The following is a 16714-nucleotide window of genomic DNA, read 5'->3' as shown; positions in this document are numbered from 1 at the left end:
TTTATTCTCAGCCTCCTTTGGAAGTCCGTTAGTAAGTCTTGAGCGCCTCCCCATGAAGAAGGCGCCTGAAAATCAACTATACCTGCCATGGCCACGGGGGATCATCCCAATTCCATGGCTGTCCCGAATAGCTGTGGCCAAATTGCATTAATGGACCATATTTGCTTTCAATGGCATTTCTCAGTTTTTTCCGTTCTTTTGCATAATGGTTGAATTGCTTAATGGCTTCTGTATCATTATTGTGCGTATCAAGGTATAAAGTCAGCTCAACAAGAACAAAGTCCACAGCCTGAAGCTGTTCAAGAAGCTGGTAGTAATCTGCGGGTAATTGTTTCATTACTGCTGTCCCTCCCTGGATTTTTCATAGGGACTGTACCATGGATCATAGAAAGCCTTCCACAGAGTTCCTGTTTTTAAGGCCTGCATTGGTGTAAATTGTTCCAGTCCTGGCGGCTGAAAACCCATATAAAGGTTTGGAGGTGTGGAATAAGTTTTGACCTTTATAGGAGTGCAGGGGTCAAAGGGGCTAACATATGGGTGCCAGGTCTTGCGGAGTGTATTCATCATAATCCCTCCTTTTTATGCGTCATTGAAACTTATGAAAAGCACAGTGATTTTATGATCGTTTACTCCAATAAAAAGAGGGGAAAGTTGAATAAATGGCGAATTAAATGTTAGGTCTAATTAATATTATTCTTGAGGTGATGGCAATGTTTGTGAAAAGTATTATGATCCCTAAACATAACTGTAAAACGATCAGACAGGATGAAGCATTGAAAGATGCTCTGGATTTGCTTGAGGACAACCAGATTGATGGACTTCCTGTGTTGGACGGCGATCAATATGCCGGCATAATTACCAGATATGGAATATATGAGAACTTCTTTTTGTCAGGAAAATCAAAGGAAGAGTTTCTTGGAGGAACACTCGTAAAAGATATTGCCACACATCAGGAACAATATTTACAGGGGAATGAAATTTTTGAAAAAACACTGCTGGATTTAAAGGATTTTCCTTTACTTGCTGTTTTGGGCGAAAACCGTAAATTTCTGGGCATCGTTACCCGCTTTGATGTTCTGGCTCAATTTCAATCTGCCTTTGGGACGAATAAACCCGGTGTCAGGATTGCGTTTACCTCTGTGGAAGCGGAGGGGCGAATTGCCCGTTTGGCCGAAATCGCCCATTATTTCCATGAACACATCATATCCCTTGTTACTTTTGATGAAACAGACAAGCTGGTCCGCCGCATCGTGATGAAAGTAGAGAAAAATGATAATATGGATAAGTTCATCAGCCGGCTTGAAAAATCAGGTTTCCGTGTTCTGGATATTACTGAAGATTAATGTATATATAGTCAACAAAATAAATCCTTCTCATACACTCTGTATGGGAGGGATTTTTATTGTTTATTATTTTGCTGAAGCTGGTGACAGGCTTTATTGGCGGCATTTTATATATTAAACTTTTTCCGGTGTCTATTCCCATGGGCATTTCAGATATGATTGTTATTTTTGTGCTCGAGCCGGCAGGCTTTGTCCTGGGAATGACTTTTTTTCTTATCTCCTTTATTGCCAACGCAGAAATCATTAGGATGATCATCGAATGGGCTGCAGGAGTTTTTAAAAATTTCAAGTCATTGAAAGAAAGCAATGCTTTATTTGGGACTGTTCTGATCTTATTGCTGATGGGATGCTTTTTTACTTTATCAGTCCTTTCGCCATGGGAAGCGTTTGTCCTTTTCTGTTTTTCGGCAATCTATGGTATTATTTCTTTAGATTTCAAGAAAATCAATTTTGCTGGAGACTGAGTAAAGGAAATTTATGGCAGGAGGATTTATGATATACTTAATAGCTTTAGCCTTAATTGGCGTTGCGGGTTTACTATTGTTTATGCTTAGGGAGGCATTTGCAGATAGAATTATATATAAAGAGCTTTCTTTTCCTGAATTTCCGGAAACCTTTGGTGAAATAAAGCTTTTTTTTATTTCTGATATTCATAGGAGGACAGTATCAGAAACCATTATCGGGGAGATAAAAGAGAAGAAGCCTGACCTGGTGATTATCGGCGGCGATCTCTTGGAAAGAGGAATCCCTTTTGATAGAGTAAGGAAAAACCTGCTGGGTTTGAAGGAATGCGGGCCTGTCTATTTCGTGTGGGGGAACAATGATTATGAAGTTGATTACCATCAGCTCGACGCCCTCCTCCTCGAATGCGGAGTTAAAATTCTAGATAACACTGCCCTCTCTTTTGAATCAGAGGAAGGTGAGCGTTTTATTCTGCTGGGTACAGATGATTTCAGCAAAGAGAGGGATCGGCTCGACCTTGCACTTGAGGATGCAGGCTCTGACGGATTTAGGGTTCTCGTCAGCCATGATCCACGAATCATTAATAGTATAGAAAAAGAACAAAATATTCACCTTGTCTTAAGCGGGCATACGCATGGCGGACAAATACATATTTTGGGTTATAGCCCTTATGAAAAGGGACGGATAAAAGTGCTGCCGCAAACAACAATTCTGATCAGCAACGGCTATGGAACGACTGGAGTGCCTTTAAGGCTGGGAGCAAAGTCTGAAACTCACTTCATCACCTTAAAAAAAGCTGATATCTTAGCTTCAAAATGAAAACACATCCAGATTTTACAATACTTACTGTTGTTTTTATACTTTTTAAGTAGGTATAAGTTCTGAAATTTAATCGCTGTCCAGCGATATTTGCTAATTAGCATTGAAGGGAGGGCTGAGCATGGCAACTGAAGAAGGTAAATATAATATTAAGGCTGTTTCTAAGATGCTCGGTATTCAGCCAGGAACCTTAAGGGCGTGGGAAAGGCGGTATCAAATCGTTGCTCCAAAGAGAAATGAATCAGGCCATAGACTATACACCGAAGAGCATATCAAAATACTAAAATGGCTGATCATGAAAGTAGATCAGGGCTTTTCCATCAGCCAGGCTGTTTCCCTTCTTGAGAATAAGGAATTAAATGCCGAGCCGCTTCAGGTGGATAAGGAAGGAGACCGGTCGGGTGCCCTCGCCAATGAGCTTCTTGAAGCTCTCCTTCAATTTAATGAATCGAAAGCGCATGATTTGATTAATCAGGCTTTTAGTTTTTACACAATAGATAAAGTCCTAATTGATATACTAGGCTCTCTTTTAGTGAAAATTGGACATCTATGGGAGGATGGGAAAATTACCACTGCTCATGAGCACTTTGCCTCTTCCATATTAAGGTCAAGAATAGGGATGATTCTGCATTCATTTCCGCATAACGGGGTTCTGCCAAAGGTGGTCGCAGTTTGCGGGCCTGGAGAAGCTCACGAATTAGGACTTTTAATTTTTACGTTATTTCTGCGGAGAAGAGGATTTGAGGTTGTTTACCTTGGGACAAGCATTGCTGATGAAGATATTGACACTGTAATTGGAGTGGTTAAACCCAAGTTTTTATTTCTGTCGTGTACAATGAAGGCAAACGTGCCGGAAACCCTTAAACTTTCAGAGAGACTTACCGGGACTTATGGAAACCTCCATGTAGGCATTGGGGGATTCGGCATTGATTCCCTAAGCAATGAAGAAAAAATGAAGTATGAACAGTTTATACCCGGAAGTTCTCCCCAAGAATGGGAAGAATGGATTAAAGAACGGCTCCTTTAAACAATAGATCTGGCGGTTAATTGCCGGGTCTTTTCTTTTTTTAGTCACAGAAAAAAAGACGACTCACAAACTAAGCAATATATCATACACTAAACCAAAGAGTTGGTTCAGGTCAGGGGGCTTATCATGCGCTTAGAACGTTTGAATTATAATAAAATCAAAATCTTTCTCACTTTAGATGACTTGAATGATAGGGGACTGACTAAGGAAGATGTCTTGAAGGATTCATTAAAATGGCATCAGCTTTTTCATGAAATGCTGGAAGAAGCAAGTGAAGAATTCGGTGTAGACATTCATGGGTCAGTAGCAGTGGAAATATTCTCCATGCAGGCACAGGGAATGGTGATGATTGTTACGATGGAGGAGCAGATGGATGAAGAGCTCCTTGAGGATGGTTTTATTGAAATGCAGGTAACTGTTGATGGCAGTGAAGATATATTATTCGAATTCCTGGATTTTGAACATGTAATTCAAATGGCAAAAAGTCTGAACAGCGTGCAGATTGAGGAAGGAAGCCTATACTTTTATAAAGAAAAATATTTTTATCATGCAGCAGATTTGGAGGGGGGGAATATTCACCGGGTAATTGCCATATTAGCTGAGTACGGTGATTCGGCTTTTACCAGCATTCACGTTATTCAGGAATATGGGAAAGTGCTGATCGAAGCCAATGCAGTAAAAACGCTGGTGGAATATTTCTCATAATGTAAAGAGGGGATCCAACCTCTTTTTTTTATGCAGGTTACTCTTTTGCAATATGCATTCGCTGCATCCAGCAACGAATCTGGATTAATAGCTCATGAATTATATAAAAATTGGGTAAACCAAATATAGTCAAACAGCTGCAATAATATCATATATAAAGATGTTACTTTACAAAAGGAAACAGGAGGTTTCTTTTGCCCTTCAGCGGGAAAAGGAGTACTGGGAGTAAACAGAAAATTCCCTTTAATACCAACGCTGACAGCGTTTTCACAAAAATATCAAAAAATGAGGAAAACCGCATTATTCTTCTTGCATAAATTAGGCAAAGGTGTATACTATTCCATGGAAGCGGACAACTAATGAAAGTGATTTTTCTAGGAGGTTTACAAATGGTAGCCGAGAAAGGTACTGATTCAAATAAAGCTGAAAAATTGGACGTTTTAAAGTCGACTCAAACGGTCATACATAAGGCTTTAGGGAAGCTGGGTTATTCCGATGAGGTGTATGAGCTTCTTAAAGAGCCAATTCGTATGATGACAGTGAAAATTCCTGTACGGATGGATGACGGAACAGTAAAAGTCTTTACTGGCTACCGGGCCCAGCATAATGATGCTGTTGGTCCTACTAAAGGCGGTATTCGTTTTCACCCGAATGTAACTGAAAAGGAAGTAAAAGCACTGTCGATTTGGATGAGCTTGAAATGCGGAATTGTAGATCTTCCATATGGCGGAGGTAAAGGCGGAATCGTTTGTGACCCGCGCGATATGTCCTTCGGTGAGTTAGAGCGGCTAAGCCGCGGATATGTTCGGGCAATCAGTCAAATTGTAGGACCTACTAAGGATATTCCTGCGCCTGATGTATTTACCAACTCGCAGATCATGGCATGGATGATGGATGAATACAGCCGGATTGATGAATTTAATTCCCCAGGCTTTATTACCGGTAAACCACTTGTACTTGGGGGTTCACATGGACGGGAATCAGCAACAGCTAAAGGGGTTACAATTTGCATTCGGGAAGCTGCCAAGAAAAAAGGCATTAACCTTGAAGGTGCAAGAGTTGTTGTTCAGGGATTCGGAAACGCTGGAAGTTTCCTCTCAAAGTTTATGCATGATGCAGGTGCAAAGGTTGTTGGTATTTCAGATGCTTATGGCGGTTTATATGATCCAAACGGCCTTGATATTGATTACCTTTTGGATCGCCGTGACAGCTTTGGCACTGTGACAAAATTGTTTAATGATACAATTTCAAATAAAGAGCTGCTTGAACTTGATTGCGATATTCTGGTCCCGGCAGCCATAGAAAACCAGATAACAGAAGAAAATGCACATAACATAAGAGCTGGCATTGTAGTGGAGGCGGCTAACGGGCCAACTACTTTGGAAGCAACACAGATTCTGTCTGAGCGGGGAATCCTGCTTGTCCCTGATGTACTGGCTTCTGCCGGCGGTGTAACAGTATCCTATTTCGAATGGGTTCAAAATAACCAGGGATATTACTGGACTGAAGAAGAAGTAGAAGAAAAGCTTGAGAAAGTCATGGTTAAATCATTCGATAATATCTATCAGACATCCCAAACACGCCGTGTAGATATGCGTCTGGCTGCCTACATGGTAGGTGTCAGAAAAATGGCGGAAGCTTCAAGATTCCGTGGATGGATTTAACTGTAAATCTTCACATTTGAATAATCATAAAAAATCTCCTATCATAAACTGATGGGAGATTTTTTATAAACAGCAGCATGGAATACTTGTTTTTGGCATTTAAGGAGTGAGAATTTTGAATATAGACGCTATTATTGTTGGGGGAGGGCCCTGCGGACTGGCAGCTGCCATTGCCCTTCAGGAAGCTGGAAAAACCCCCCTTGTTATTGAAAAGGGCAATATCGTAAATGCAATATACAACTACCCAACACACCAGACTTTCTTCAGCACAAGTGAGAAGCTCGAAATCGGAGGGGTGCCCTTCATAACGGAAAATTACAAGCCTAAGAGAAACCAGGCGCTAACGTATTACCGGGAAGTGGTGAAAAGGAAAGGCATTAAGATCAATGCTTACGAAAAAGTTCTAAATGTAGTAAAAAATCATTCCGAAGCATTTGAAGTACAAACTGATAAGGGGGATTATACAGTCAATAACGTCATAATTGCTACAGGTTATTATGATAATCCCAATTACATGGAAGTTCCCGGTGAGGATCTTTCAAAGGTATTTCACTATTTCAAAGAAGCTCACCCATTTTTTGATAAAGACGTAGCAGTTATCGGAGGGAAGAACTCAAGCGTTGATGCCGCAATCGAACTGGTAAAAGCAGGAGCAAGAGTTACGGTGATCTATCGCGGAACAGAATATTCACCAAGCATAAAGCCCTGGATTCTGCCTGAGTTTGAGTCTTTAGTGAGAAATGGCGTCATTAAAATGGAGTTCAATGCACATGTGAAAGAAATTAATGAAAATAAGCTATTATATACAGTGGATGGTAAAGCCTTTGACATTAAGAACGATTTTGTGTTTGCCATGACTGGCTATCATCCTGATCACGGATTTTTAAGAAATATGGGGATTCAAATTAATGATGAAACCGGGCGCCCTCAATTTAACCCTGAAACAATGGAAACGAATGTCCCTGGAATATTTATTGCAGGTGTGATAGCTGCCGGAAATAATGCCAACGAAATTTTTATTGAAAATGGAAGATTTCACGGCGGACAAATAGCAAAAGCAATAATTGAAAAAGAGAGCGGAAACAGAAAAGGCTGATCATTTCAGATCAGCCTTTTAATTATATTTGAAAAATCTCTTCGATATTTTGCTGTGTCTCCAGTCCAATTAACAGTTTAATTCTGGCTTTTTGTCCATTAAGCCCATTTGAAAATATTACCCCCATGTCCTTGAGATGTTTTCCGCCTCCGTCATAACCATAAACATCTTGAGCAATTCCATTGAAACAGCGGGAAACCAATATAATCGGAATGTTTTTTTCTGTAAGGGCTTTAATGCCCTCAATTGTGGCTGGAGGCAGATTACCTTGTCCAAGTGCTTCGATAACAACACCATCGAAATCTAAATTCCCTATCGCATGAAGCAAAGAAGAATCCATTCCGGCGAAGGCTTTAATGAGTGTGACTTTTTTTACAACTGTATCCAAAGGGTAGTATTCTCTATTTGTCGGCGCGTTATGGAATAATACACCTCTCTTTGTGACTATTCCAATTGGCCCGTACTGAGGGCTCTGGAAAGTAGAGACATTACTCGTATGTGTTTTTGTAACATTTTCTGCTGTATGGATTTCATCATTCAAAACGACAAGGACTCCTTTGTCTTTTGCTTCTTCACAAGCAGCTACACGAATAGAAGAAATAAGGTTGTATAGTCCGTCTGAACCGATTTCATTACTCGATCTCATTGCACCTGTAACAACGATCGGAAGAGATGTTTTCACACTTAAGTCCAAAAAGTAGGCTGTCTCTTCTAACGTATCTGTTCCATGTGTGATCACTACGCCGCTAATCTCATCCTTTGCAAGGCTGTTTTCAATGATTTCCTTTAATTTAAGCATTTCCTTTGGCGTAATATGCGGTGAAGGAAGGTGGAATGGCTCTTCAATCAGTAATTCTGCAAGGGACAGCAGTTCCTTTGTTTTTTCAGTTAATGGATTATTATCTGTTGGTTTTACGGCACCTGTTGCTGCATCCTCGCTCATTGAAATGGTGCCTCCTGTGTGTAAAACAAGTATCTTTTTTTTCTCCATGTTAATCCCCCAATTTTCGCCTTGAAAAATAAATATGAACCGAAATATTTCTTTTCCAATATTTGAATAATCATTTTAATTCTTACTATATCATGATACGATTAAGAAAACAGATTGAAAAGAGGACAGCTCATGCTGGGAATATTATCCGCTGGCATCGCGCCGGGACTGGCACTATTAAGTTACTTTTATTTAAAAGATCAATATGAGTCAGAACCCATCTCAATGGTTTTTAAAACTTTTTTATTTGGTGCTTTGCTTGTGTTCCCCATCATGTTCATCCAATATGTTTTAGAAGCTGAAGGGGTGCTGCAGTCCAGTTTAGCGGATGCATTTCTATCATCAAGCATGCTGGAAGAGTTCTTTAAATGGTTTATATTATTCTATACTATTTATCAGCATATAACCTTTGATGAACCATATGATGGAATAGTGTATGGTGCCTCGGTATCACTCGGCTTTGCTACTGCAGAAAATATCTTCTATCTCATCGGGCTAGGTGTGGAACACGCACTTGGGAGGGCCTTGCTCCCGGTTTCCAGTCATGCTCTCTTCGGTGTTATCATGGGCTATTATATAGGAAAAGGAAAATTCTCGGCAACATCTACAAAAAAATGGATAGCCTTTTCACTTCTTATACCTTTTCTCCTTCACGGTATTTACGACTATATCCTTATTTCCCTTAAGCATTGGATTTTTATCATGTTTCCATTTATGATCTTCCTTTGGTGGCTGGGCTTAAGAAAAGTTAAAAAAGCAAGGGCTCATAGTGTAAAGCATATGAATAATCAAATTGATATACAGAAAACTCTCCATTCCTGATGGAGGGTTTTTTATTTGCCGGCAACCTTAATAAATGATTCAAGTTATTGAATAAAAAGCCAGAGACTACAAAAAATAGGGTCAATGATAAAAGATTGACTTTTGGAGGTTATAATCCATGAAAAAGAAATTTATGGCAGGAAAGGTGTTACTCATAATCTCCCTTTGTGTTCTGGGAATTCCATTGAGCGGGAATATGGAAAAAGCCAATGCCTTTTCAAATCAGGTGATTCAGCACGGGGCTGTAGGTAACGATGTAATAGAACTTCAATCCCGTCTGCAGTATTTAGGCTTTTACAATGGGAAGATCGATGGAGTCTTTGGGTGGGGAACCTATTGGGCACTTAGGAACTTCCAATATGAATTTGGACTTCCCATTGACGGGCTTGCCGGCCAGGAAACAAAAAACAAGCTCGTGAAAGCATCTAAATATAATGAACAATATGTGAAAGAACAAATCAATAAGGGCAATAAATTTACCCATTATGGCGGGGTGGAAACTGAAAAGCAGACTAAGCCTCAGCAAGGGTCAACGGGGGGAACAGCACAGCAGCAGGAAGCTCCCAAACAGCCCACTGCTTCAAATGTCCCTAATGGATTCTCGGAAAATGATATTCAGCTAATGGCCAATGCAGTCTATGGAGAGTCAAGAGGAGAACCGTATACAGGCCAGGTGGCAGTTGCTGCAGTTATCTTAAACCGTGTAAACAGTGCTTCATTCCCAAACACTGTTTCTGGTGTCATTTTTGAGCCTCGTGCTTTTACTGCCGTTGCCGATGGACAGATATGGCTAACACCGAATGATACGGCAAAAAAAGCAGTACTGGATGCGATTAATGGATGGGATCCGACAGGAGAGGCGCTGTATTATTTTAATCCGGATACCGCTACAAGCGGATGGATTTGGACACGGCCGCAAATCAAGCGGATTGGAAAACATATATTCTGTAAATAGAGGGGTGAATAATCATGCTTAGAGGAATTCTTATTGGAGTACTTGCGCTGGGTGTTGCCGGTACAGCGTTTTGGGGTTATCAGGAACACCGGGAGAAAAATGCAATCCTCATTAATGCTGAAAATAATTATCAAAGAGCATTTCATGATTTAACTTATCAAGTCGACCTATTGCATGACAAAATCGGAACAACTTTAGCGATGAATTCGAGAACTTCGCTATCACCTGAATTGGCAGAAGTATGGAGATTGACTTCAGAAGCCCACTCGGATGTGGGCCAGCTGCCTCTAACACTTCTTCCTTTCAATAAAACCGAAGAATTTCTATCCAATATTGGAGATTTCAGTTATCGGACAGCAGTAAGAGATTTAGAGAAGGAGCCATTATCTGAGAAGGAATACCAAACGCTCAAACAGCTTTATAAGCAATCTGCGGATGTTCAGCAGGATTTACGTAAAGTACAGCATATGGTTCTTGAAAAGAACTTAAGATGGATGGATGTGGAAATGGCTCTCGCGTCCAATAAAGAACCTGCAGATAATACAATCATAGATGGCTTTAAGACAGTGGAAAAAACAGTTGAAGGCTATGGAGAGACAGACTTTGGGCCTGCATTTGTAAATATGCAGAAAAAAGATGAAAACTACAAATATCTGAATGGCAAAGAAATAACAGAAAAAGAAGCTGCACGTATTGGCCAGCGTTATGCAGGTTTGGGAAAGAATGTGAATATCAGAGTAACGGAAAACGGCAAGGGATCTGATTACGGGTTTTTCAGTGTGAGTATCCTAAACGAGAAAACAAATGAAGAAGCAAACATGGATATTACCAAAAAAGGCGGCTATCCAATCTGGTTTATCCTCGACCGGAAAGTGGCGAAACAAAAAGTAAGTCTTAATGAGGCCAGCAATAATGCAGTTAAATTTCTTAAGGACAATGGCTTTAAAGACCTGGATTTATTCGAGAGTGCCCAATATGACAATTTAGGGGTATTCACCTTCGTGTCGAACCAGGATGGTGTAAGAATTTATCCGGACTCCATCCGTGTGAAAATTGCGCTTGACAATGGCAGGATGACTGCTTTTTCTGCCGAAGATTATTTAAAATCTCATCACCAGCGAGAAATCCCTGAGCCTGCGATTACTTCAGAAGAGGCAAGATCCAAGGTGAATCCGCAGCTGAAGGTCATGGAAGACAGGCGTGCAATAATCATTAACGATTTAAATCAGGAAGTTTCCTGTTATGAATTTATGGGCACATTGGGTGAAGATACTTACAGGATTTATATTAATGCAGAAACTGGACAGGAAGAAAAAGTAGAAAAGCTTAAGAATGCAGAACCAATATTTGAAGATGTAGTGTAGAGAAAGCCGGATAGGCTTTCTTTTTTTTGTTTGGCTATTTTCGAAGGTTTGTTGCTTTTTGTATATTATTCACTGAGTTGATTGGAGCGGAAGGTGCGAGATCCTCGAAAATGCATTCGAATTTTCTTCGTGCGGTGTTTATCCAAGGAAGCTTATTCAATGTCCTGCGGGAGTAGCGGGACAGGTCAGACCCCGCAGACGCAGAGCGTCGAGGAGGCTCACCGCCCGCCCCGCGGTTCGCTGAGCAGCCTGGAGCGGAAATCAACGGACAGCATTAAAGAACAGCAACTTATTCAGAGTGTTTGGGTCTTTTTACCTAAAGAAAATAAAAATGTTATTGCAGGATTCTTATATAGCGTTCATAATTAAATGACAAGATTATCCTTTTATTATGGGGAAGTGTGGAAGTATGATAAATATTGGTGAAGCATTGATGCTCGAATTGACGTACTCTGAAAAACCTGAGAAGTATAAATGCAAGCTTGCCGAAAGAGAAGGAAATAACTTATATATTGATTATCCAATAAATCAGGAAACGAATAAAACTGCATTTCTGGTTGATGGTACACAGCTGAAGGCTACCTTTTTGGCTGATGATGGAACGGTATACCTTTTCGAAAGCGAGGTTCTTGGAAGAGTTAAGCAAAAAATCCCGATGATGATTTTATCATATCCCGGGGATGAACATTTAGTGAAAATTCAAAGACGGCAGTTTGTCCGGGTAGAAACTCCTGTTGATGTTGCAATCCATGCGGAAGATAATGAGTTCTCTCCTTTTGTGTCCGTTACGGATGATATTAGTGCAGGCGGGGCTGCGATCATTGCTAAGATGGACAGTTCCTTAAAAGCCAATATGCAAATATTTACTTATTTCGTATTAGCCATGCAAAACGGTGTCAATTATTATTTGAAGCTTAAAAGTAAGGTAATAAGAGTCTCTGAACCCCGAAATGGTAAATCGCTTATTTCTGTTCAGTTTATGGAGGTAAGCCCGCAGGACAGGCAATTGCTTCTGCGCTTTTGTTTCGAAAGGCAGTTGGCCATGAAGAAAAAAGGCCTGGAAATATGAAGAAAGGAATAATTTTTATATTCATCTCTCATAATAGATGGTGAAGTCTATTGACTTGATTTTATATTTCCGGTTGGAGAGATGGCAATGATGAAAACAGTGGAGAGGATTATTCTTAAATTAATAATAGTGCAATTTGTTTTCCTGCTGATCACTCAATTTTTTTTTCACCATATGGATGCTTTTCCCGAATTAAAGCAGCTGACACAGTATGAAGGTGTCACAGATCAGAATTTTACTGAGCTGCTTGAAACTTTCAGGAAAAATAATTAGCAGGCAGGCGCCTGCTTATTTTTGTGGTGAAATTTTTTAAGACTGCTTTTGAAAATTTGTAAGACTTAAAATACAGCTTATTTATGCACTGAAGCAGACTTATTATGTTAAAATAAAAGCGGAATGAACCTGGGGAAAAAGCGGCCAGGGTTACACAGGAGGAACTATGAGTAAACGTATATCAATCGCAATTGACGGCCCAGCTGCTGCAGGGAAAAGTACAGTAGCAAAGATCGTGGCGGAGAAATTATCTTACATATATATTGATACTGGTGCCATGTATCGAGCCTTGACTTATAAAGCAATTCAGAAAAATGCAAACCTCGAAGATGAAGCCTCTCTTATGGAGATTTTAAACAATACAGTTATTGAACTGCAGCCAGGCGAAAAAGGGCAATTAATTCATCTTGACGGCCAGGATGTGACAAATGAAATCAGGACTTCCGAAGTGACAAATTCTGTTTCCGTTGTCTCCATGCATAGGCTGGTTAGGGAAGAAATGGTTTCGCGCCAGCAAAGCTTTGCTTTAAATGGAGGAGTGGTAATGGATGGCAGGGATATCGGAACCCATGTCCTGCCCCATGCAGAAGTGAAGGTTTTCCTTCTGGCTTCTGTCGATGAAAGAGCACTAAGGCGGCATAACGAAAATATCCAAAAGGGATATTCATCTGACCTGGACAAGCTGAAGGAGGAAATCTCTCTAAGGGACAAGCTGGACTCTGAACGTGAAATAGCTCCATTAAGAAAAGCGGCTGATGCAAAGGAGATTGATACAACATCCTTGTCAATTGGGCAGGTAGTCGACAGGATAATGGATCTGGCTATTGAAAGGATTGGTTCTAAGTGAATCTCTACGCTTTTGCCAAAGCGGCAGTCTATGGAGTCCTAAAACCCATTTACAGGTTTGAAGTATTCGGAAAGGAGAACTTTCCGAAAGAAGGCGGAGTTCTCCTTTGCTCTAATCATATAGATAATCTGGATCCTCCCGTAGTCGGCATTAATGCTCCAAGGCCAGTATATTTTATGGCAAAAGAAGAGCTTTTTAATGTTCCGGTCCTCGGAAAAATTGTTCCCCATCTAAATGCTTTTCCTGTCAAAAGAGGAATGAGTGACAGGGAAGCATTAAGAAAAGGTCTTGGAATTCTAAAAGAAGGTAATGTTTTAGGTCTGTTTCCGGAGGGTACTAGAAGTAAAACGGGACAGCTGGGAAAAGGGCTGGCCGGAGCAGGTTTTTTTGCTCTCAGATCGGAAGCGCATGTTGTTCCATGCGCCATTATTGGTCCTTATAAAGCTTTTTCAAAATTAAAAGTTGTTTACGGAAAACCAATTGATATGAACGAGCTCAGAGAAAGAAAGGCCTCGGCGGAGGAAACCACAGATATGATTATGTCTGAAATCCGTAAATTAATTGAAGATTACTCATAGACCTTCTTGCTTGACAAAAAACTTCTTTTGTAAGAAGTTAGTAAAAAGGCATTTTTTTAAAAGGCGAAAATATTCGAAAAATAAGGCTTTCCTTTACTGAACAATTTTACAATCAAAACAGTTGAAAAATAGCCTGCAAATAATTAGCCATTCGAGTATTTCTGCTGCTGACACAGGGTTCTTGCCTGGATGGCAGGCAGTTGAATACAGATTAAAAATTTGAAAGCAGCCATTGGATTAAGGAGGAATACATATGTCAGAGGAAATGAATCAAGTAGAAGTTAAAAATTTTGAGGTGGGTGACAAGGTAAAAGGCCAAGTTACCAAGGTTGAAGAAAAGCAAGTCATTGTTGATCTTGCTGACAGCAAACTGGATGGGATTATCCCAATCAGCGAGCTTTCAAGCCTGCACATTGAAAAAGCTGGCGATGCGGTATCAGAAGGAGACCAACTCGAGCTTGAGGTTTTAAAAGTCGAGGAAGATGCTCTTATTCTTTCAAAGCGTAAAGTTGATGCCAGTAAGTCATGGGAAACTCTCGAAAAGAAATTCAATGAGGGTGAAGTTTTTGAAGCAGAAATAAAAGATGTAGTTAAAGGCGGATTAGTAGTAGACCTGGGTGTTCGCGGTTTTGTTCCTGCTTCCCTGGTTGAAGCTCATTTTGTTGAAGATTTTACTGATTATAAAGGCAAAACGATGACATTTAAAATTGTTGAGCTTGATAAAGATAAAAATCGTCTGATTCTTTCCCATCGTGCTGTAATAGAGGAAGAAAAAGGCAAGCAGAAACATCAAGTGCTGGAGTCCCTTCAGGCAGGCCAGGTTCTGGATGGAACAGTTCAAAGAATTACTGACTTTGGAGCATTTGTTGATATCGGCGGAATAGATGGACTTGTTCATATTTCCCAGCTTTCCTATGAGCATGTGGAAAAGCCTTCAGATGTTGTCGAGGAAGGCCAAAAAGTGAAAGTGAAAGTATTAAGCGTTGACCGCGACAATGAACGCATTTCGCTATCCATTAAGGAGACTCTGCCTGGACCATGGGATAATATCAGCGAGAAGGCTCCTAAAGGCAGCACACTTGATGGAACAGTAAGAAGGCTTGTTTCATACGGAGCATTTGTTGAAGTTTTCCCGGGTGTTGAAGGACTTGTCCATATTTCTCAAATTGCTCATAAGCACATCGGAACTCCACATGAAGTTCTAAGCGAAGGACAGGAAGTGAAAGTGAAGGTTCTTGATGTGAACGAACAGGATCAGCGTTTGTCATTGAGCATCAAAGATCTTCTTGAAAAAGAGCAGGAAGAAGTGACTGACTATGAACTTCCTGAAGAAACAAAAGGCTTCTCGCTTGGTGATATGATTGGCGACCAGCTAAAGAATTTAAAAAAGTAATGGTGATAAATTGTGTCCAGATCAAAACGTAAATGGGATCATATACAGCATGCTTTAGCAACAGGCCAGAGCAGCAATACCGGTTTAGCGGATGTTGCTTTTGTACATCAAAGCCTTCCTGATGCGTTTCTTGATCAGGCAGATTTAGGCACTTCAATTGGCGAACTTTCATTAAGTTCGCCAATTTTTATAAATGCCATGACAGGAGGCGGAGGAGAAAGAACGGTTCAAATTAACCGGGATCTCGCCTTGGCTGCCAAATCAACAGGCCTTGCTATGGCAGTAGGGTCTCAGATGTCTGCACTTAAGGATCCAAGTGAAGCAGAATCCTACAGGGTTGTCAGACGAGAAAACCCCCGAGGAATTATTTTTGGCAACTTAGGAAGTGAAGCTACAATCGATCAGGCAAAAGCAGCAGTTGATATGATTGAAGCAGATGCACTGCAAATTCATTTAAATGCTGTACAGGAATTGACCATGCCGGAAGGGGACCGTGATTTTCGCGGTGCATTAAAGAGAATTGAAAATATTGTCGCCCATTCGGAAGTCCCAGTAGTAGTAAAAGAAGTAGGGTTTGGCATAAATAAAGAAGCAGCTTCAATGCTTGCATCTGTCGGTGTTACAGCCATTGATATCGGCGGATTTGGAGGAACAAATTTCTCCCGTATTGAAAATGCAAGAAGAGATAGACTGTTAACGTTTTTCGATGAATGGGGAATACCGACAGCTGTCTCCATCGCAGAAGCTGCATCTTTAAAAGCAGGCGTTGCTGTCATTGCTTCCGGGGGAATTCAGACAAGTCATGATATAGCAAAGGCAGTTGCGCTTGGTGCAGGAGCTGCCGGGATGGCGGGATTCTTTTTAAAGGTTCTGATGAAAGAAGGACTTGAGGCACTTATCGAAGAGATTAACAGTATTCATTCTGAATTGAAGATGATCATGACTGCCTTGGGGGCAAAAAACATAGCGGAACTAAAGCAGTCTCCGATTATCATATCTGGAAGAACCCACCATTGGCTGAATGAACGTGGAATTGATACAAAAGCATATTCCAGACGGACCATCAAAAAATAGCTCTCGTCATTTGACGAGAGCTATTTTTTTCATTATGGCTGCAGTGCATAGCAAGGCGCAGCAGCTTTTCTTAACTGTATTTCGAATCATTCAGAGATCTGGCTTCTTCGGGACTCTGCATCTTGGAAGCTCCAGGATAATGAAGTGCCTGGTCGCGATCGGACTCCACTTTTCCGCTATTCTTCAGCTTTTTTTCCTGTCTGTCTTTGCCCATATTTAACACCTCCATGTT

Annotated in this window: 20 protein-coding genes; 16 read left to right on the top strand and 4 right to left on the bottom strand. The window is 40.7% G+C overall.

Going from position 1 to position 16714, the window contains the following annotated elements:
- Window positions 1–76: 76 nt before the first annotated feature.
- Complete coding sequence (locus AC3WTL_RS18590) at window positions 77–337, bottom strand: spore coat protein CotJB (RefSeq protein ID WP_048008141.1); 261 nt, start codon at window positions 335–337, stop codon at window positions 77–79.
- On the bottom strand, window positions 337–564 hold the full coding sequence (locus AC3WTL_RS18585; RefSeq protein WP_048008142.1) for a spore coat associated protein CotJA: 228 nt from the start codon (window positions 562–564) through the stop codon (window positions 337–339). Before AC3WTL_RS18585 ends, AC3WTL_RS18590 begins: the two co-directional genes overlap by 1 nt.
- A 146-nt stretch (window positions 565–710) precedes the next feature.
- Here AC3WTL_RS18585 and AC3WTL_RS18580 point away from each other — a divergent pair, with 146 nt between their 5' ends.
- The 7 genes from AC3WTL_RS18580 to AC3WTL_RS18550 all read left to right on the top strand — a co-directional run bounded on the left by AC3WTL_RS18580 (window position 711) and on the right by AC3WTL_RS18550 (window position 7116).
- The gene (locus AC3WTL_RS18580; protein WP_061792426.1) at window positions 711–1343 is read left to right on the top strand and encodes a CBS domain-containing protein; all 633 of its coding nucleotides are present in this window, start codon (window positions 711–713) and stop codon (window positions 1341–1343) included.
- Window positions 1344–1402: 59 nt separating this feature from the next.
- Window positions 1403–1807 carry a hypothetical protein gene (locus AC3WTL_RS18575; RefSeq protein WP_222497862.1) on the top strand — a complete coding sequence of 135 codons (405 nt, stop codon included), beginning with the start codon at window positions 1403–1405 and terminating at the stop codon, window positions 1805–1807.
- A 28-nt stretch (window positions 1808–1835) separates the two neighbouring features.
- Window positions 1836–2624, top strand: coding sequence for a metallophosphoesterase (locus tag AC3WTL_RS18570; RefSeq protein ID WP_492369864.1), 789 nt, complete (start codon window positions 1836–1838; stop codon window positions 2622–2624).
- Between the two features lie 121 nt (window positions 2625–2745).
- Entirely contained in the window at window positions 2746–3651 is a 906-nt protein-coding gene (locus AC3WTL_RS18565; RefSeq protein ID WP_222497866.1) for a MerR family transcriptional regulator, read from the top strand.
- 126 nt (window positions 3652–3777) lie between these two features.
- Window positions 3778–4356, top strand: a complete 579-nt coding sequence (locus AC3WTL_RS18560; protein WP_222497868.1) for a genetic competence negative regulator — start codon at window positions 3778–3780, stop codon at window positions 4354–4356.
- Window positions 4357–4745: 389 nt separating this feature from the next.
- Entirely contained in the window at window positions 4746–6020 is a 1275-nt protein-coding gene (locus AC3WTL_RS18555) for a Glu/Leu/Phe/Val family dehydrogenase (protein WP_048008147.1), read from the top strand.
- A 115-nt stretch (window positions 6021–6135) separates the two neighbouring features.
- On the top strand, window positions 6136–7116 hold the full coding sequence (locus tag AC3WTL_RS18550; RefSeq protein ID WP_261391205.1) for a YpdA family putative bacillithiol disulfide reductase: 981 nt from the start codon (window positions 6136–6138) through the stop codon (window positions 7114–7116).
- A 22-nt stretch (window positions 7117–7138) separates the two neighbouring features.
- Here the strand turns inward: AC3WTL_RS18550 and AC3WTL_RS18545 are convergent, their stop codons facing one another.
- A complete protein-coding gene (locus AC3WTL_RS18545; RefSeq protein WP_492369863.1) occupies window positions 7139–8107 on the bottom strand; it encodes an asparaginase in 969 nt (322 codons plus the stop codon).
- Between the two features lie 132 nt (window positions 8108–8239).
- Here AC3WTL_RS18545 and prsW point away from each other — a divergent pair, with 132 nt between their 5' ends.
- The 9 genes from prsW (at window position 8240) to fni (ending at window position 16482) form a co-directional block, all read left to right on the top strand.
- The gene (gene prsW, locus AC3WTL_RS18540; RefSeq protein ID WP_197208381.1) at window positions 8240–8929 is read left to right on the top strand and encodes a glutamic-type intramembrane protease PrsW; all 690 of its coding nucleotides are present in this window, start codon (window positions 8240–8242) and stop codon (window positions 8927–8929) included.
- 118 nt (window positions 8930–9047) lie between these two features.
- A complete protein-coding gene (sleB, locus tag AC3WTL_RS18535; RefSeq protein WP_048008151.1) occupies window positions 9048–9884 on the top strand; it encodes a spore cortex-lytic enzyme in 837 nt (278 codons plus the stop codon).
- Between the two features lie 14 nt (window positions 9885–9898).
- The gene (gene ypeB, locus AC3WTL_RS18530) at window positions 9899–11248 is read left to right on the top strand and encodes a germination protein YpeB (protein WP_048008152.1); all 1350 of its coding nucleotides are present in this window, start codon (window positions 9899–9901) and stop codon (window positions 11246–11248) included.
- 409 nt (window positions 11249–11657) lie between these two features.
- A complete protein-coding gene (locus AC3WTL_RS18525; protein WP_197213675.1) occupies window positions 11658–12317 on the top strand; it encodes a flagellar brake protein in 660 nt (219 codons plus the stop codon).
- 87 nt (window positions 12318–12404) lie between these two features.
- On the top strand, window positions 12405–12590 hold the full coding sequence (locus AC3WTL_RS18520; protein ID WP_386852051.1) for a YpfB family protein: 186 nt from the start codon (window positions 12405–12407) through the stop codon (window positions 12588–12590).
- 166 nt (window positions 12591–12756) lie between these two features.
- Window positions 12757–13437 carry a (d)CMP kinase gene (gene cmk, locus AC3WTL_RS18515; RefSeq protein ID WP_197213677.1) on the top strand — a complete coding sequence of 227 codons (681 nt, stop codon included), beginning with the start codon at window positions 12757–12759 and terminating at the stop codon, window positions 13435–13437.
- The gene (locus AC3WTL_RS18510) at window positions 13434–14015 is read left to right on the top strand and encodes a lysophospholipid acyltransferase family protein (protein WP_197213679.1); all 582 of its coding nucleotides are present in this window, start codon (window positions 13434–13436) and stop codon (window positions 14013–14015) included. Before cmk ends, AC3WTL_RS18510 begins: the two co-directional genes overlap by 4 nt.
- Before the next feature lie 253 nt (window positions 14016–14268).
- The gene (rpsA, locus tag AC3WTL_RS18505; protein ID WP_048008157.1) at window positions 14269–15408 is read left to right on the top strand and encodes a 30S ribosomal protein S1; all 1140 of its coding nucleotides are present in this window, start codon (window positions 14269–14271) and stop codon (window positions 15406–15408) included.
- Window positions 15409–15420: 12 nt separating this feature from the next.
- Window positions 15421–16482: a type 2 isopentenyl-diphosphate Delta-isomerase gene (gene fni / locus AC3WTL_RS18500; protein WP_252219328.1), complete on the top strand. Its 1062-nt coding sequence runs from the start codon at window positions 15421–15423 to the stop codon at window positions 16480–16482.
- A gap of 70 nt (window positions 16483–16552) precedes the next feature.
- On the opposite strand, the gene AC3WTL_RS18495 is transcribed toward fni, so the two are convergent.
- Complete coding sequence (locus AC3WTL_RS18495; RefSeq protein WP_082138921.1) at window positions 16553–16696, bottom strand: YpzI family protein; 144 nt, start codon at window positions 16694–16696, stop codon at window positions 16553–16555.
- Between the last annotated feature and the right edge of the window lie 18 nt (window positions 16697–16714).

It is taken from the genome of Cytobacillus sp. EB106-05-05-XG126, assembly GCF_058791715.1.
Note: the sequence above shows the minus strand (reverse complement) of the source record. Positions and strands in the feature narration are given on the sequence as shown.

What these genes read in the sequence shown, in the direction of transcription:
- AC3WTL_RS18590 (WP_048008141.1), bottom strand. Translation starts at nt 337, where the DNA reads ATGAAACAATTACCCGCAGATTACTACCAGCTTCTTGAACAGCTTCAG.
- AC3WTL_RS18585 (WP_048008142.1), bottom strand. Translation starts at nt 564, where the DNA reads ATGAATACACTCCGCAAGACCTGGCACCCATATGTTAGCCCCTTTGAC.
- AC3WTL_RS18580 (WP_061792426.1), top strand. Translation starts at nt 711, where the DNA reads ATGTTTGTGAAAAGTATTATGATCCCTAAACATAACTGTAAAACGATC.
- AC3WTL_RS18570 (WP_492369864.1), top strand. Translation starts at nt 1,836, where the DNA reads ATGATATACTTAATAGCTTTAGCCTTAATTGGCGTTGCGGGTTTACTA.
- AC3WTL_RS18565 (WP_222497866.1), top strand. Translation starts at nt 2,746, where the DNA reads ATGGCAACTGAAGAAGGTAAATATAATATTAAGGCTGTTTCTAAGATG.
- AC3WTL_RS18560 (WP_222497868.1), top strand. Translation starts at nt 3,778, where the DNA reads ATGCGCTTAGAACGTTTGAATTATAATAAAATCAAAATCTTTCTCACT.
- AC3WTL_RS18555 (WP_048008147.1), top strand. Translation starts at nt 4,746, where the DNA reads ATGGTAGCCGAGAAAGGTACTGATTCAAATAAAGCTGAAAAATTGGAC.
- AC3WTL_RS18545 (WP_492369863.1), bottom strand. Translation starts at nt 8,107, where the DNA reads ATGGAGAAAAAAAAGATACTTGTTTTACACACAGGAGGCACCATTTCA.
- prsW (WP_197208381.1), top strand. Translation starts at nt 8,240, where the DNA reads ATGCTGGGAATATTATCCGCTGGCATCGCGCCGGGACTGGCACTATTA.
- sleB (WP_048008151.1), top strand. Translation starts at nt 9,048, where the DNA reads ATGAAAAAGAAATTTATGGCAGGAAAGGTGTTACTCATAATCTCCCTT.
- ypeB (WP_048008152.1), top strand. Translation starts at nt 9,899, where the DNA reads ATGCTTAGAGGAATTCTTATTGGAGTACTTGCGCTGGGTGTTGCCGGT.
- AC3WTL_RS18525 (WP_197213675.1), top strand. Translation starts at nt 11,658, where the DNA reads ATGATAAATATTGGTGAAGCATTGATGCTCGAATTGACGTACTCTGAA.
- AC3WTL_RS18520 (WP_386852051.1), top strand. Translation starts at nt 12,405, where the DNA reads ATGATGAAAACAGTGGAGAGGATTATTCTTAAATTAATAATAGTGCAA.
- cmk (WP_197213677.1), top strand. Translation starts at nt 12,757, where the DNA reads ATGAGTAAACGTATATCAATCGCAATTGACGGCCCAGCTGCTGCAGGG.
- rpsA (WP_048008157.1), top strand. Translation starts at nt 14,269, where the DNA reads ATGTCAGAGGAAATGAATCAAGTAGAAGTTAAAAATTTTGAGGTGGGT.
- AC3WTL_RS18495 (WP_082138921.1), bottom strand. Translation starts at nt 16,696, where the DNA reads ATGGGCAAAGACAGACAGGAAAAAAAGCTGAAGAATAGCGGAAAAGTG.